The sequence below is a fragment of the Geothrix sp. genome, assembly GCF_049292215.1.
GTDB lineage: Bacteria > Acidobacteriota > Holophagae > Holophagales > Holophagaceae > Geothrix.
In genome coordinates this window covers 103,539-116,827 of sequence record NZ_JBATQW010000069.1, presented here as the reverse complement: position 1 = coordinate 116,827, position 13,289 = coordinate 103,539, and the positions used below count along the sequence as shown (strand labels likewise).

Below are 13,289 nucleotides of genomic sequence, written 5' to 3'. Positions count from 1 at the left end.
TTGTGGAAACGGGCGAGGGCCGCCGGGGCATGGTGCTCGACCTGGAGTACGAGGAGGACCACCTGGCCGCCGTGGACTGCAACCTGGTTGCGGCCCGCCCCACCCTGGGCGGCGCGCTCGAGCTGGTGGAGTTCCAGGGCACGGGCGAGGGCCGGGCCTTCAGTCGGGCCGAAGCGACTGGGCTGCTGGACCTGGGCTTGGCCGGCTGCGCGGCGCTCATGGACGCGCAGGGGGCGGCCCTCGGATGAAACCCATCCTGCTGGCGATCGGGCTTTCCGTCCTGCTGGCGGGCCAGACTCCTCCGCCGACCACAGCGACGCCCCGCCGCATCGACGTGGAGGTCCAGCCCGCGGACATGGTGTTCCGCTTCACCCCCCGGGTGACCATTCCTGGGATGCCCCGGGTGGCGGTGGCCCTCAGCGGCGGCGGCGCCCGGGGCCTGGCGCACATCGGCGTCCTCCAACGCTTCGAGGAGGTGGGCTTCCCCCTCGACAGCGTTACCGGCACCAGCGCCGGTGCCCTGGTGGGCTCCCTCTACGCCAGCGGCTTCTCGGCGAAGGAGATCGAGGACCTGTTCAACCGCCTGGACCTGACCCGTGCGTTCCTGGAGCCGCTGTGGCGCAACCCCGGGGAGACCCTGGGTGAGCAGGAGAACCGGAACGACACTTTCCTCTCCATTGAGCGCCACCAGGGCCGGCTCTCCCTGGCCCAGGGCCTCCGCAGTGGCGTGGAGATCCAGCACACCCTGCAGGGCCTGCTGGCTCGGGGTTCCTATTTCTCCGGCGGCGACTTTGACCGGCTTCAACGTCCCCTCCGAATCCTGGCCACCAACCTGGAGACGGGGCAGGGGCGGGTCTTCGGGCGGGGCGACCTGGTGGAAGCGGTCCGCGCCTCCATGTCCATTCCCGGCGCGTTTCGCCCGGTGATCATCGACGGCCAGCAGTATGTGGACGGGGCCCTGGTGGAGAACATCCCCGTCAGCACGGCCAGGGAGGCCTTCCGCCCCGACTTGGTCATCGCCGTGGACACCAGCTCGCCCCTCGAGCACCGCCCCGCCACCAACATCCTGTCCGTGGCCTCCCGCAGCCTGGACCTGGTGGTGGAGCGCCGCCAGTGGGAAAGCCGCAAGGCGGCGGACTTCGTGATCAGCCCCGACATCCGGAACGCCAATTTCATGGAGTATGGCTCTGATGCCGCCAAGCTGGTCCGTCAGGGCCGGGAGGGCTTCGATGCCCGCCGGGAGGCCCTGCGGGAGCTGATGCGCGGTCGCCTGAGCCAGGAACGCCTCGACGCGACGGAGGTGACCTTCGAGTGCCCCGGCGGGCTGAGCCCGGCCCTGGCCGGCCTCCTGGCGACCAGCCTGAAGCCCGGACCCGACGGCATCCCCCTCCAGGACGCCCAGATCCTGCTCCAGCAGGTGCTCGTCCATGGGCTGGCCCAGGAGGCCTGGGCCACGGTAGATCCGGGCCGCGTCCTCACCATCCACCTACGACCCTTCCCGGCGATCCGCTCCATGGAGGTGCAGGCGCCCGAGAGCTGGCGGGCCGCCATCCAGAGCGCGGTGGCCACTACGCTAAAGGTGGGGGAGCCCTTCAACCCGCAGGTGTTCGGCCGGATGATGGGCCACCTGGTCTACCGCTTCCTCATGGAAGGCGGGCCCCTCGTGGATGCCCGGGGTTCCATGTTCGAGCCTCAGACCGGGCACCTCCTGATCAGCATCGACGAACCTTTCATCACCAAGGTCGAGGCCCGCTCACCCGCCGGTCAGCCGGTGGAGGAAGTCCAGCTCCTGCGGCTGCTCGGCGAGCTGAAGGGGCGTCCCTTCCGCCCGACGGATCTGCAGAAGCGCGTGGCCCTGGCGGAGCACCGGCTCCACCTCGCGGAGCTGCGCTACCAGCTTCGGCCGAACGGTCTGGGGGGCACGGCCATCACCCTCATCCCCGTGCCCCAGCAGCGGGAGCGGCTGGACCTGTCCCTGGGCTACGAAACCACCCTGGGTGGTCAGGTGGGCCTGGCCTACCGGGCCGTGGACCTCGGTTTCAGGGGCACGGAGCTGCAGCTGAGTGCGGCCCGGAACCGGCTGCAGGAGCGGGCCACGCTGACCCTCGGCAGCCCCTTCGGTTTCTCGCCCGGCACTGGTGTCGAGGTGGTGGCGGACTACTGGCAGCAGCGGCTGGAGATGCCCCTGCCGTGGGTGGGGCCGGAGCTTCCGGGCGATGGACTGGGGGCCCGGATCAGCGCCTCCGATCTGATGCTCAAGACCTTTTTCCGCTTCAGCAACCTGGGCACCGGCAAGGTCAGCCTCGATCTCGGTCGCCGTAACGCCGCCTTCCGGGAGGACGGTCTGCGCCGCACCCAGAGCCAGGACACGGCTTTCCTCTCCGGCGAATGGGACAACTTCGACCGGCACACCATGCCGCGAGACGGCCTCCTGCTGCGGGCGCGGTTCGGCACGGGGCAGGCCCGCGCGGGCGAACTGCCTGCCGCCACCTTCCAGCAGAGCTACTTCCGGGCCCGGGGCCTCACCTCCCTTGGCGAGCACGTGGGCCTCGACCTGGACACGGAGTGGGGCCAGGGGCGCCGGCTGCCCATGGACCGGTGGTGGGTGCTGGGGGGACCCTCCTTCGTCATCGGCTCCCGCTCCCTGGGCTTCATGGCACCCCATTTCGCGGCGGTGCGCGTCGGCCTGCCCCTGAGACTCTACCTGGGCCTGGGCCTCACGGTGGAGCTGACGCCCCGCTTCGACCTGGCCTGGGTGGCCCCGGATGCCTCGGCCCTGCTCAAGCCCGAGGTCGATTACCGGGCGCAGGGCACGGGGTTGCTGCTGCGCACGACCCTGTCTAATTTCTACGTGGAGCTTTCCTACGGCTTCCTGAAGGTCCGCACCCCCCAGGACGGCGGCCGGGCCGTGGGCAGCTTCAATGTCCTGATCGGCACCCAGCCCTTCGACCTCTGGAAGCGGCATTGATGCTGTCCGGGGGTTCTCCGCTGCGCGCACACCCCCGGGCCTCGCTTTGATGCACTCCGGGAAGGCCCGCGCTCGACCTAGCGCCTCAGCCTTTAGGCAGTGAGCGGTCTGTGGTGGTAGGGCCTGTGACCCGATCCACAAGGGTTTCATCCGGGGGCGCCTGATACCCTGGAGCGTTGGTTTTCAACGCTCTTTGCCGAGGCCGCCATGCGCTACCTGCCCTCTTCCCCTGTCGAGGATCGTGCCCTCCTGGACACCATCGGCGTCCCGGACGCCGAGGCGCTGCTGGTGGGCATTCCGGAGCCGCTGCGCCTGGGGCGGGAGCTGGACCTGCCCACCCAGGGCTCCGAGCAGGAGGTGGCCTGGCAGATGATGGGCCTGGCCAACAAGAACATGCGCTTCTGCGCGCAGTTCCTGGGCGCTGGGGCCTACGACCACTTCGTGCCCTCGGCCATCGACGCCATGATCAGCCGCCAGGAGTGGTTCACGGCCTACACGCCCTACCAGCCCGAGATCAGCCAGGGCACCCTGCAGCACATCTTCGAGTACCAGACGCTCATCTGTGACCTGACCGGCCTCGAAGTCACCAATGCCAGCCTCTACGACGGCGGCACGGCCTGCGTGGAGGCAGCCCTCATGGCCGTGCGCGTGGCGAAGAAGCGCCACACGGTGCTGATCAGCCGTGGCCTGCACCCCATGTACCGCGACGTGCTCAAGACCAACTTCGACCCGCACGAGGACCTGCACCTGGTGGAAGTCGGATTGAAGGATGGCGTCACTGACCTGGCCGACCTGCAGGCGAAGCTGAATGGCGATGTGGCCGCGGTGATGGTGGGCTACCCCAACTTCCTGGGCGCGGTGGAGGACCTCTCGGCTCTGGCCGGTCCCGTCCACGCCGCCGGCGCCCTGCTGATCAGCGTCACACAGGAGGCCTTCGCCTTCGGCTGGTTCGAGGCCCCCGGCAACGTGGGTGCCGACATGGCCTGCGGCGAGGCGATGTCGCTGGGCAACAAGCCCAACTTCGGGGGACCCTTCCTGGGCTTCCTGGCCGTTAAGGACGCCCACAAGCGCGAGATCCCCGGCCGCGTGGTGGGCCAGACCAAGGACCTGAACGGCGAAACCGGCTACGTGCTGACCCTCACCGCCCGCGAGCAGCACATCCGCCGCGACAAGGCCACCAGCAACATCTGCTCGAACCAGGGCCTCGTGGCCCTGCGCGCCAACATCTTCATGCACCTAGCCGGGCCCGAAGGGCTCAAGGGCCTCGCCGAGCAGAACGCCGCCAAGGCCCAGTATCTGCGCCAGCGCCTGCTGGAGCTGCCGGACATGGAGCCGATGTTCGACCAGCCCTTCTTCAACGAGTTCGTGCTGCGCTACACCGGCGACTACGCGGCCCTGCAGGAGGCCTGCCTGAAGGAGAGCCTGCTGCCGGGCCTGGACCTGGGCCGCTTCTATCCCGAATACGCGGGCTGCATCCTCTGGTGCGCCACGGAACTCCACACCCGCCAGATGATCGAGAGCCTCGTCGAGATCCTGGCCCGCGTCCCTGCCACGGTTTGAGGAGAGAGCCATGTTCCTTCGTCAGCGCGAACCCCTCTCCTTCGAACGCTCCGTCCCCGGCAAGCGGGGCATGGACCTGCCCAGGCTCGATGTGCCCAGGGCCCAGGACACCCGCCCCGCCCACCTGAAGCGCGGCGGCTTCGCCGCCCTGCCCGAGCTGAGCGAAGTGGAGGTCATCCGCCACTTCACCCGCCTCTCCAAGTGGAACTACGGCGTGGATGACGGCATGTATCCGCTGGGCAGCTGCACCATGAAGCACAACCCGCGGCTGAATGAAAAGGTCGCCGGGCTGCCGGGCTTCACAGACAGCCACCCCATGGCGCCGGATGCCCTCGTCCAGGGCAACCTGGAGCTCCTCTACACCCTGCAGGAGTGGCTGAAGGAGATCACGGGTCTGCCAGGCGTCACCCTGCAGCCCAGCGCCGGCGCCGCCGGCGAGCTCACGGGCGTCATGCTCATTCGGGCCTACCACGTGGCCAAGGGCGCCAAGCGCCGGGTGATCCTCATCCCGGACAGCGGTCACGGCACCAACCCTGCCACCGCGGCCATGGCGGGCTACGATGTGGTGGAGCTGCCGTCCGGTCCCGATGGCACCATCAGCTTCGACGACGTGACCGATCCCGTGAACGGCAAGGTGCGCAAGGGCCTGAGAACCCTTGTGAGCGAGCTGGGCAGCGAGATCGCCGGCGCCATGATCACCAACCCCAACACCATCGGTGTCTTCGAGTACCGCTTCAAGGAGGTCAGCGACCTCCTGCACAGCGTGGATGCCCTGGTCTACATGGACGGCGCCAACATGAACGCGCTGGTCGGCGTGGCGCGGCCCGGCGACTTTGGCGTGGACGTCATGCATCTGAACCTCCACAAGACCATGTCCACGCCCCACGGCGGCGGCGGCCCCGGCGCGGGTCCTGTCTGCTGCGGTGCGAACCTCCTGCCCTTCCTGCCCGTGCCTGTGGTGGTCAGGGAGACCGTGAAGGTGGGCGAGGGCGAAGTGCCGAAGCACAGCTACCGTATGGATTGGGACCAGCCCCAGAGCATCGGCAAGGTCCACACCTTCTACGGCAACTTCGGCATCCTGGTGCGGGCCCTCACCTACTGCCTGAGCCACGGCTCCGACGGCCTGAAGGCCGCGACCCTGCGGGCCATCGTCAACGCCAACTACATCCGCACGCGGCTGAAGGGCGCCTACGCCCTGCACATCGACTCGCCCACCCTGCACGAGGTGGTCTTCAGCGACACCATCCAGGCCAAGCACGACGTGCACACGCTGGACATTGCCAAGCGCCTCATCGACCACGGCTACCACCCGCCCACGATCTACTTCCCGCTGATCGTGCCGGGTGCGCTCATGATCGAGCCCACGGAAAGCGAGGGCAAGGACGAGCTGGACGCTTTCTGCGACACCATGCTCGCCATTGCCAAGGAGGCCGAGGAGAACCCCGACGCCCTGCACCAGGCCCCGACCCTCGCGCCCCTGCGCCGTATGGACGAGACCACTGCCGCGCGCAAGCCGGTGCTGCGGTGGGTCAAAGCCTAGTCCCACCTCGAGCAGAAAAGCGGGCTTGACGGCCCGCTTTTCTGCGTCATGGAATGGCATGCTGGTGCAGGAGATCCTTCAATGCCCATCTGGCGGCGATTCCGGGAACGCATGGCGATGGCGCGCTTCGGTGCGCATGAGGCCTCAGGCTCTCTCGGGGATCTGGGCACCTTCCTCCCGCTGGTACTGGGCATGGCACGGCAGAACGGGCTCGACCTGGGTACGGCGCTCTTCTTCGCGGGCCTGCTGAACCTGCTGACGGGCCTGGCCTTCGCGATCCCCATGGCGGTGCAGCCCATGAAGGCCATCGCGGCGGTGGCCCTGACGCAGGGCCTCACGGTGCCGCAGATCCTCGCCGCAGGCATGATTGTGAGCGCCGTGGTGCTGGTGCTGGGCTGGTTGGGCTGGGCGGACCGCCTGGGCCGCCTGATCCCGGATTCCGTCGTGCGCGGCATGCAGCTGGGCCTGGGCCTGTCCCTCGCCCTGAAGGGGCTGCAGATGGCCGGGGCCCCTGGCCCGGAGCGCTGGTGGCTGGCCCTGCCGGCGGCCCTCTTCGGCTGGTGGTTCATCGGTTCGCGACGCGTCCCCGTGGCCCTGGTGATCTTCGCCGGTGGTGCCGCGCTGGCCCTGTTCAAGTCCCCCGATGCGTTCCACAGCCTCCGGATCGGCTTCCACCTCCCTCACTGGATATCCATCCCTCCGCATGACTGGTGGGTGGCCTTCACCAAGGCGGCGTTGCCCCAGATTCCCCTGACCCTGCTCAACTCCGTGGTGGCCGTATGCGCCCTGGCGCGGGACCTGCACCCGGACCGGGCGCCCTCGGAGAAGAAGGTGGCCATCAGTGTGGGGGCCATGAACCTGCTAACGGGCTGGTTCGGGGGCATGCCCATGTGCCACGGCGCCGGGGGGCTTGCCGGGCAGGAGGCCTTCGGAGCGCGCACGCAGGGCTCCATCCTCATGCTCGGGGCCGCCAAGCTGCTCGTGGCGGTGCTGTTCGGCTCCAGCCTCATGGCCCTGGCCCTGGCCTTTCCGCAGACGCTCCTGGGCGTGATGCTGGTCTTCAGCGGCATCTCCCTGGCGGAGGCCTCGCGGAAGGCCTCGGACTTCGGCATCCTGCTCCTCACGGCGGCGGGATGCATCGCCCTGGGCTACCTTGTGGGCGTCCTGCTGGGCACGGCCGCCGCTCTGCTGACGGCCCGCCGCGAAGCCTGACCTCCAGAGGCATTCCTGCTCCCCCACCATCCTGTCCGAAGTCACAATAGAACGTTTTCTGGAGCTGCCATGCGCCTCACCCCAGCCCTGATCCTCAGTGTGCCCCTGGTGGCCCAGATGGCGGCCCCGGTGCAGGACCGGGCCGACCGCTTCCTGAAGCTGGTGAACGCCGGCTACCAGTCGCTCACCTACGTGGCCCAGCAGGCCATCTGGAAGGCGGCTTCCGATGTGAAGCCGGAGCACGACGCCGCGGCGGAGTGGGCGGGGAAGGCCTATGCCGCCTTTAATGGCAACCCTGCGGTCATCACCGAGGCCCGGGAGCTGCTGCAGCACCGCAAGGAGCTGAAGGAGGTCACTGTCCGTCAGCTGGAGCGCGTGCTGCTGAACGCCGCCGAAGGGCCCATGACGAAGCCGGAGCTGGTGGCGGCGCGGGTGGCCGCGGAGACGGCCCAGACCAGCACCCTGAACGGCTTCGTCTGGAAGCTGGACGGCAAGCCGATCTCGGCAAACCAGATCGACACGATCCTGGCCAAGAGCGACAACCTGGCCGAACGGCGCAAGGTGTGGGAGGTGTCCAAGGAGAACGGTCCGGCCCTGAAGGAGGGCCTGCTGAAGCTGCGCGACCTCCGCAACGGCTGCGCCCAGGCCCTGGGCTATCCCGACTACTTCACCCTCCAGGTGGCCAAGTACGACCTGAGCGCCGACGAGATGATGGCCTTCAACCGGAAGTTCCTGGCGGAGCTGAGGCCCCTCTACCTGCAGTTGCACACCTGGGTGAAGTACGAGATGGCCAGGAAGTATGGCCAGCCCGTGCCCAAGGCCATCCCCGCCCACTGGATCAACAACCGCTGGAGCCAGAACTGGACCGGCTTCGTGACGGCCGTGGACTTCGATCCCCACTTCAAGGGCTGGCAGCCCGAGCGAATCGTGAAGACCGCGGAGGCCTTCTACACAGGGCTGGGCTTCGATCCGCTGCCCGCCTCGTTCTGGGTGAAGTCCGACCTCTATCCCGTGAAGCCCGGTGAGACGCGGAAGAAGAACAGCCACGCCTTCTGCAACCACCTGGACCTGGAGAGCGACATCCGCAGCCTCATGAGCGTGGAGGCCAACAGCCAGTGGTTCGAGACCGCCCACCACGAGCTGGGTCACGGCTACTACTTCATGTGCTACACCAACCCCAATGTGCCGCCGCTCCTGCGCGATGGCGCCAATCCCAGCTTCCACGAGGGCATCGGCGAGCTCGTGGCCCTGGCCACCCGGCAGATTCCCTACCTGAAGGCCGCCGGAGTCCTGCCCGCCGACTACAAGGTGGACCAGATGCAGGTGCTCCTGAACGACGCCCTGGAGACGGCCATTCCCTTCATGTTCTGGGCCTGTGGCACCATGCCCGAGTGGGAGGCCGACTTCTACGCCAAGGGCATGCCCGCCGGCGAGCTGAACTCGCGCTGGTGGAAGCGGGTGCACGACCTCCAGGGCGTGGAGCCCCCCAGCCCCCGCGGCGAGCAGTTCTGCGACCCCGCCACCAAGACCCACATCAACGACAACCCTGCCTACTACTACAGCTACGGCTGGGCCACGGTCTTCAAGTTCCAGCTGCACGACCACATCGCCCGCAAGATCCTCCACCAGGATCCCCGCGCCACCAACTACGCCGGCCACAAGGAGGTGGGCGCCTTCCTCAAGACCATCCTCGCCAAGGGGGCCACCGAAGACTGGCGCAAGGTGCTGAGGGACGCCACGGGCGAAGACCTCTCCACGCGGGCCATGATGGACTACTTCAAACCCCTGATGACCTGGCTGGAGCAGCAGAATCAGGGCCGCCAGATCGGCTGGGATTGAGCATGGAAGACGGGATCCACCAGGCCCGGGTCATCAAGGCCCTCACGAAGGACCGGCACATCCGCCTGTCTTCGCTGGATGCCAGTCCCCTCTGGGATGGCGTCCGCCGGGGCCACCCACACCTGGATCCCGAGGCCTGCGCCTGCCTCACGGAGCTGCTGTCTGCCACGGCCCTGCTCCAGGGCCGCACGGTCTTCGAGGAGCGCCTCCAGCTGCTGGTCAAGGGCTCGGGCCGCGCCAGGGCCGTGGTGGCGGACTGCTGGCCCGACGGCACCATCCGCGGCGTGCTGGACCTGGGCGATGCGAAGGCCGAGCGCTGGATTCAGGCGCCGGGGGTGCTGCAGGTGATGCGCTCCAATCCCGCGGGCGCGCCCTACATCGGTAACCTGGAGCTGGTGGAGGGCGGCATCCAGGTGCAGGTGGAGCACTACCTCCAGAACTCCGAGCAGATCCAGGCGAGCCTCACCCTCTGGTGCGATTCGAGTACCGGCGAGGCCGGCGGCCTGCTGGTGGAGCTGCTGCCGGACTGCCCCCCGGCCCGCGTCGCGCGGCTGGTGCAGGCCATCGAGGGCCTCGAGGTGGTGCCCCACTGGGAGCGCACGCCGGAGTTCCTGGCCTCCTGGGTCTCCCAGGGCGAGGGCACCGAGGAACTGGCCGCCATGGACCTCACCTACCGCTGCCGCTGCACCCGCGAGACCCTGCTGGAGACCCTGCGCGGGTTCTCTGCGGCGCAGAAGGCGGACCTCTTCCACGACGAGAGCCCACTGGAGGTCCGCTGCGACTACTGCGGCAGGCTGTACCCCATCACCCGCGGCGACCTGCTGCCGGGGCAGGCCTGATGGCCGTGCGGGTGGCCATCGCCGACCGCGGTCGCCCGCTGGGCTCGCCACTCTCGGTGTGGCTGAACTTCCGCGTGGTGCCCTTCCTTGTGGCCGGGCTGACCAAGCTCTGGTCCTACACCCTGCGGGTGCGGCGCGAGGGCTTCGGAGCGGTGGAGGATGTGGTTGTGCGGGACGAACGGTTCATCCTCAGCTTCTGGCACCGGCGCCTCTTCATGATGCCGCTGGCCTATCCCTTCCAGCGGAAGGGACGGGGCGTGGCCATCCTCTCCAGCGACAGCAAGGATGGCGAGCGCAGCGCCGCCACCTGGCGCTGGTTTGGCATCCACGCCGTGCGCGGCACCGCCAGCGACGATGGCGCCAAGGCCCTGGTGCGCATGATCCAGGCCGTGAAGCAGGGGTGGGACTTCGGCATCACGCCGGACGGCCCCCGGGGGCCGCTCATGACGCTGAAGCCCGGCACCATCGCCCTGGCCCGCAAGACCGGCGCCTGGATCATTCCCGTCACTCTGGCCTATGACCGGTGCTTCGAGCTGAAGACCTGGGACCGCATGGTGATCCCCTACCCGTTTGCGACCTGTTTGATCAAGTACGGCACGCCGTACAAGGTGCCGCCGAAGGCAGAGGATGGCGCTGAAGGCATGCGCCTTCAGCGAGATATGGATGAACTGGAAGCGTGGGCCGAGGGGATCAACCATGCCTGAGCTCGCCGTCGTCTCCCTCTCGGGCGGCATGGACAGCTGCGTCACCGCTGCCATCGCCAAGGACCAGGGCTACGAGCTGGCCCTCCTGCATGCGGACTACGGCCAGCGCACTCAAGAGCGCGAAAAGCAGGCCTTTCGCGATATCGCGGACTTCTACGGCGTGCCGGACCACCGCCGCCTCGTCATCGGCTTCGACACCCTGAAGGCCATCGGCGGCTCGGCCCTCACGGACGACCGCATCGCCCTGCCCGAGGGTGATCCCGAGCGGGCCGGCGTGCCCGTGAGCTACGTGCCCTTCCGCAACGCGCACCTGCTGGCCACCTGCGTGAGCTGGGCCGAGGTGCTGGGCGCCCGGGCCATCTTCGTGGGTTTCGTGGAGGAGGACAGCAGCGGCTACCCGGACTGCCGCGAGGCCTTCCTCAAGAGCTTCGAGCAGACCGCCAACCTGGGCACCAGGCCCGAGACCCAGCTCGCCTTCCACGCCCCGCTCATCCACTTCCGCAAGGCCGAGATCGTCCTCAAGGGCCGGGAGCTGGGGGCGCCGCTACACCTCAGCTGGTCCTGCTACCAGGGCGAGTTGGAAGCCTGCGGCCACTGCGACTCCTGCCACCTGCGGCTCCGCGGCTTCAGAGAGGCGGGCTTCGCCGATCCCATCCCCTACGCCTACCTTCCGCCCGGCCTCGCCCCGCGTTAGCGTGGCACTGCCCCCCATGACCGAGCCGCCCATGTCCACCACCGCCGAAACCCCCTCTACCAAGCCCCTGGCCTTCGTGCCAGAGACGCGTTTCGGCGTGTGGTTTCTGTCCACCGACGTCTGGCGGATTCATGTCATGGGCGTGGCCCTGGACAGCCTCCAGGCCCTGGCGCCGGACCTGCCCACCGGCGGCACCATCCTGGACATCGGCACCGGCCTGGGGCACTCCCTGGGGGCCCTGGCAACGCGGTTCCAGCCAGAGTGCATCCACGCCCTGGATCCCGACCCGGCGTTTCCCGCCAAGGCTCAGGCCAGCCTCGCAGCCTGCCCCGTACCAGTGACCGTCCACCGCACTCACGCCGAGGCCATGGATCTGCCGGATGCCTCTGTGGACCTGGTCTTCTGCCACCAGTCTCTGCATCACATCGTGGGCCAGGAGCGGGCCCTCGCGGAGATGTTCCGGGTCCTGAAGCCCGGCGGACACCTGCTGCTGGCGGAGTCCACCCGGCGCTACATCCGCAGCTGGATCATCCGCCCCCTCTTCCGCCATCCCATGCACGTGCAACGCACCGCCCCCCAGTACCTGGACATGCTCCGTAGGGCGGGCTTCGAGGTGCGGCCCGACCGCGTCCAGACGCCCTACCTCTGGTGGAGCCGCTGGGACCTCGGCGCCCTCGAGTGGTTCGGGATGAAGGTGCCCACGGAGCGGGAGGAGACCCTGCTCAACACGGTGGTGCGCAAGCCCTGAGGGGGTACCCTGGACGGGGCCCTCCCGCTTCGGCCCCTCACCTGGATCCACCATGCCCACCAAGAAGAGCCCCAAGGCCTCCCTGCCCAACCCCCTGCCCAAGTTCGTGGTGACACGGCCCACGGGCCATCTCGATACCTTCGAAAGCCCCCGGCCGGGACGCCCCTTCACCATCACGTTCGAGACCGAGGAGTTCACCTGCCTCTGCCCCCTGACGGGTCAGCCGGACTTCGCCAAGCTGCGCATCCTCTACCAGCCCGACCAGCTCTGCGTGGAATCGAAGTCGCTCAAGCTCTACCTCTGGAGCTTCCGCGACCAGGGCGCCTTCCATGAGGCCGTCACCAACCAGATCCTCGACGACCTGGTGAAGGCCCTCCAGCCCCAGTGGATGCGCGTCGAGGGCGACTTCCTCATCCGCGGCGGCATCCGGACCCTGGTCGTGGCCGAACACGGGAAGAAGCATTAGCCACCGATGAAACCTGTCGGAATCAAGCCAGAAGGCAAAAGATCTGGAAGCCACCGATGAACACCGATGAACACCGATCAACTGCTGATAAGAAAAGAGAGAGGGCCCCTAGGCTCCCAGAGAGCTGGTTCCTGCGGGTTGGGCCAAGCCTGTACCAAGCCAATCCTGTCCTTTTCGGTGTTCATCGGTGTTCCTCGGTGGTTCAAGTGGAAGCTTGTTCCTCGTGAAAGCGGTCATCGCCCTCGGCTCGAACCTCGGCGATCGCCGAGCGCACCTGGACTCCGGCTTGGTGGCCCTGCGCACGCTGGGTACGGTGGTGCCCTCGCCCCTGGTGATGGAGACGCCGGATGAATCCGGTCGCGGTCCCGCCTACCTCAACACGGTGGCGATCCTGGTGGTGGGGGAACCCGATCCCTGCCGCTTGCTGGAATCCCTGTTGCGTCTGGAACTGGTGGCGGGCCGAGACCGCAACGCGGGTAGGAACGCGCCCCGCACCCTGGACCTGGATCTCATCACCACGGATGGCCCGCCGGGCCGCTGGACCTGGGACGCGCCGGAGGACCTGGGCGTGCTGGGCCCCACGCTGAGCCTGGAACTGCCGCACCCCCGCGCCTTCAGCCGCCCCTTTGTGCTGGAACCCTGGCGGGCGCTGTCCGACCCGGGTGCCTGCGGCGGAGTGATTCCGCAGGGTTGAGGCAGGGTTGTGAAGCGAAGGGCGA

Annotated in this window: 11 protein-coding genes and 1 pseudogene; all 12 read left to right on the top strand. The window is 68.2% G+C overall.

Annotated features, from left to right (window positions below; translation table 11 throughout):
- Positions 1 to 248 (top strand): annotated as a pseudogene (locus WAS25_RS11795) (ribonuclease PH); the annotation flags it as partial.
- The gene (locus WAS25_RS11790) at positions 245 to 2,968 is read left to right on the top strand and encodes a patatin-like phospholipase family protein (RefSeq protein ID WP_422312301.1); all 2,724 of its coding nucleotides are present in this window, start codon (positions 245 to 247) and stop codon (positions 2,966 to 2,968) included. The pseudogene WAS25_RS11795 and the gene WAS25_RS11790, both read left to right, overlap by 4 nt.
- A 207-nt stretch (positions 2,969 to 3,175) precedes the next feature.
- Positions 3,176 to 4,528 (top strand): aminomethyl-transferring glycine dehydrogenase subunit GcvPA, encoded by a 1,353-nt coding sequence (gene gcvPA / locus WAS25_RS11785; RefSeq protein ID WP_422312299.1) that lies wholly within the window; start codon positions 3,176 to 3,178, stop codon positions 4,526 to 4,528.
- A 10-nt stretch (positions 4,529 to 4,538) separates the two neighbouring features.
- Entirely contained in the window at positions 4,539 to 6,068 is a 1,530-nt protein-coding gene (gcvPB, locus tag WAS25_RS11780; RefSeq protein ID WP_422312297.1) for an aminomethyl-transferring glycine dehydrogenase subunit GcvPB, read from the top strand.
- A gap of 81 nt (positions 6,069 to 6,149) precedes the next feature.
- Entirely contained in the window at positions 6,150 to 7,280 is a 1,131-nt protein-coding gene (locus WAS25_RS11775) for a putative sulfate/molybdate transporter (RefSeq protein WP_422312295.1), read from the top strand.
- Positions 7,281 to 7,349: 69 nt separating this feature from the next.
- Positions 7,350 to 9,119, top strand: a complete 1,770-nt coding sequence (locus WAS25_RS11770; protein ID WP_422312293.1) for a M2 family metallopeptidase — start codon at positions 7,350 to 7,352, stop codon at positions 9,117 to 9,119.
- 2 nt (positions 9,120 to 9,121) lie between these two features.
- Positions 9,122 to 9,958 (top strand): Hsp33 family molecular chaperone HslO, encoded by an 837-nt coding sequence (locus WAS25_RS11765; protein ID WP_422312291.1) that lies wholly within the window; start codon positions 9,122 to 9,124, stop codon positions 9,956 to 9,958.
- Positions 9,958 to 10,662 (top strand): lysophospholipid acyltransferase family protein, encoded by a 705-nt coding sequence (locus WAS25_RS11760; protein WP_422312289.1) that lies wholly within the window; start codon positions 9,958 to 9,960, stop codon positions 10,660 to 10,662. The genes WAS25_RS11765 and WAS25_RS11760 overlap by 1 nt, the downstream gene beginning before the upstream one ends.
- Complete coding sequence (queC, locus tag WAS25_RS11755) at positions 10,655 to 11,356, top strand: 7-cyano-7-deazaguanine synthase QueC (RefSeq protein ID WP_422312287.1); 702 nt, start codon at positions 10,655 to 10,657, stop codon at positions 11,354 to 11,356. Before WAS25_RS11760 ends, queC begins: the two co-directional genes overlap by 8 nt.
- A gap of 31 nt (positions 11,357 to 11,387) precedes the next feature.
- A complete protein-coding gene (locus tag WAS25_RS11750) occupies positions 11,388 to 12,104 on the top strand; it encodes a class I SAM-dependent methyltransferase (RefSeq protein ID WP_422312285.1) in 717 nt (238 codons plus the stop codon).
- Positions 12,105 to 12,210: 106 nt separating this feature from the next.
- Entirely contained in the window at positions 12,211 to 12,570 is a 360-nt protein-coding gene (gene queF, locus WAS25_RS11745) for a preQ(1) synthase (RefSeq protein WP_422312305.1), read from the top strand.
- Positions 12,571 to 12,793: 223 nt separating this feature from the next.
- The gene (gene folK / locus WAS25_RS11740; protein WP_422312303.1) at positions 12,794 to 13,264 is read left to right on the top strand and encodes a 2-amino-4-hydroxy-6-hydroxymethyldihydropteridine diphosphokinase; all 471 of its coding nucleotides are present in this window, start codon (positions 12,794 to 12,796) and stop codon (positions 13,262 to 13,264) included.
- Positions 13,265 to 13,289 lie beyond the last annotated feature (25 nt).

What these genes read in the sequence shown, in the direction of transcription:
- WAS25_RS11790 (WP_422312301.1), top strand. Translation starts at nt 245, where the DNA reads ATGAAACCCATCCTGCTGGCGATCGGGCTTTCCGTCCTGCTGGCGGGC.
- gcvPA (WP_422312299.1), top strand. Translation starts at nt 3,176, where the DNA reads ATGCGCTACCTGCCCTCTTCCCCTGTCGAGGATCGTGCCCTCCTGGAC.
- gcvPB (WP_422312297.1), top strand. Translation starts at nt 4,539, where the DNA reads ATGTTCCTTCGTCAGCGCGAACCCCTCTCCTTCGAACGCTCCGTCCCC.
- WAS25_RS11775 (WP_422312295.1), top strand. Translation starts at nt 6,150, where the DNA reads ATGCCCATCTGGCGGCGATTCCGGGAACGCATGGCGATGGCGCGCTTC.
- WAS25_RS11770 (WP_422312293.1), top strand. Translation starts at nt 7,350, where the DNA reads ATGCGCCTCACCCCAGCCCTGATCCTCAGTGTGCCCCTGGTGGCCCAG.
- WAS25_RS11765 (WP_422312291.1), top strand. Translation starts at nt 9,122, where the DNA reads ATGGAAGACGGGATCCACCAGGCCCGGGTCATCAAGGCCCTCACGAAG.
- WAS25_RS11760 (WP_422312289.1), top strand. Translation starts at nt 9,958, where the DNA reads ATGGCCGTGCGGGTGGCCATCGCCGACCGCGGTCGCCCGCTGGGCTCG.
- queC (WP_422312287.1), top strand. Translation starts at nt 10,655, where the DNA reads ATGCCTGAGCTCGCCGTCGTCTCCCTCTCGGGCGGCATGGACAGCTGC.
- WAS25_RS11750 (WP_422312285.1), top strand. Translation starts at nt 11,388, where the DNA reads ATGTCCACCACCGCCGAAACCCCCTCTACCAAGCCCCTGGCCTTCGTG.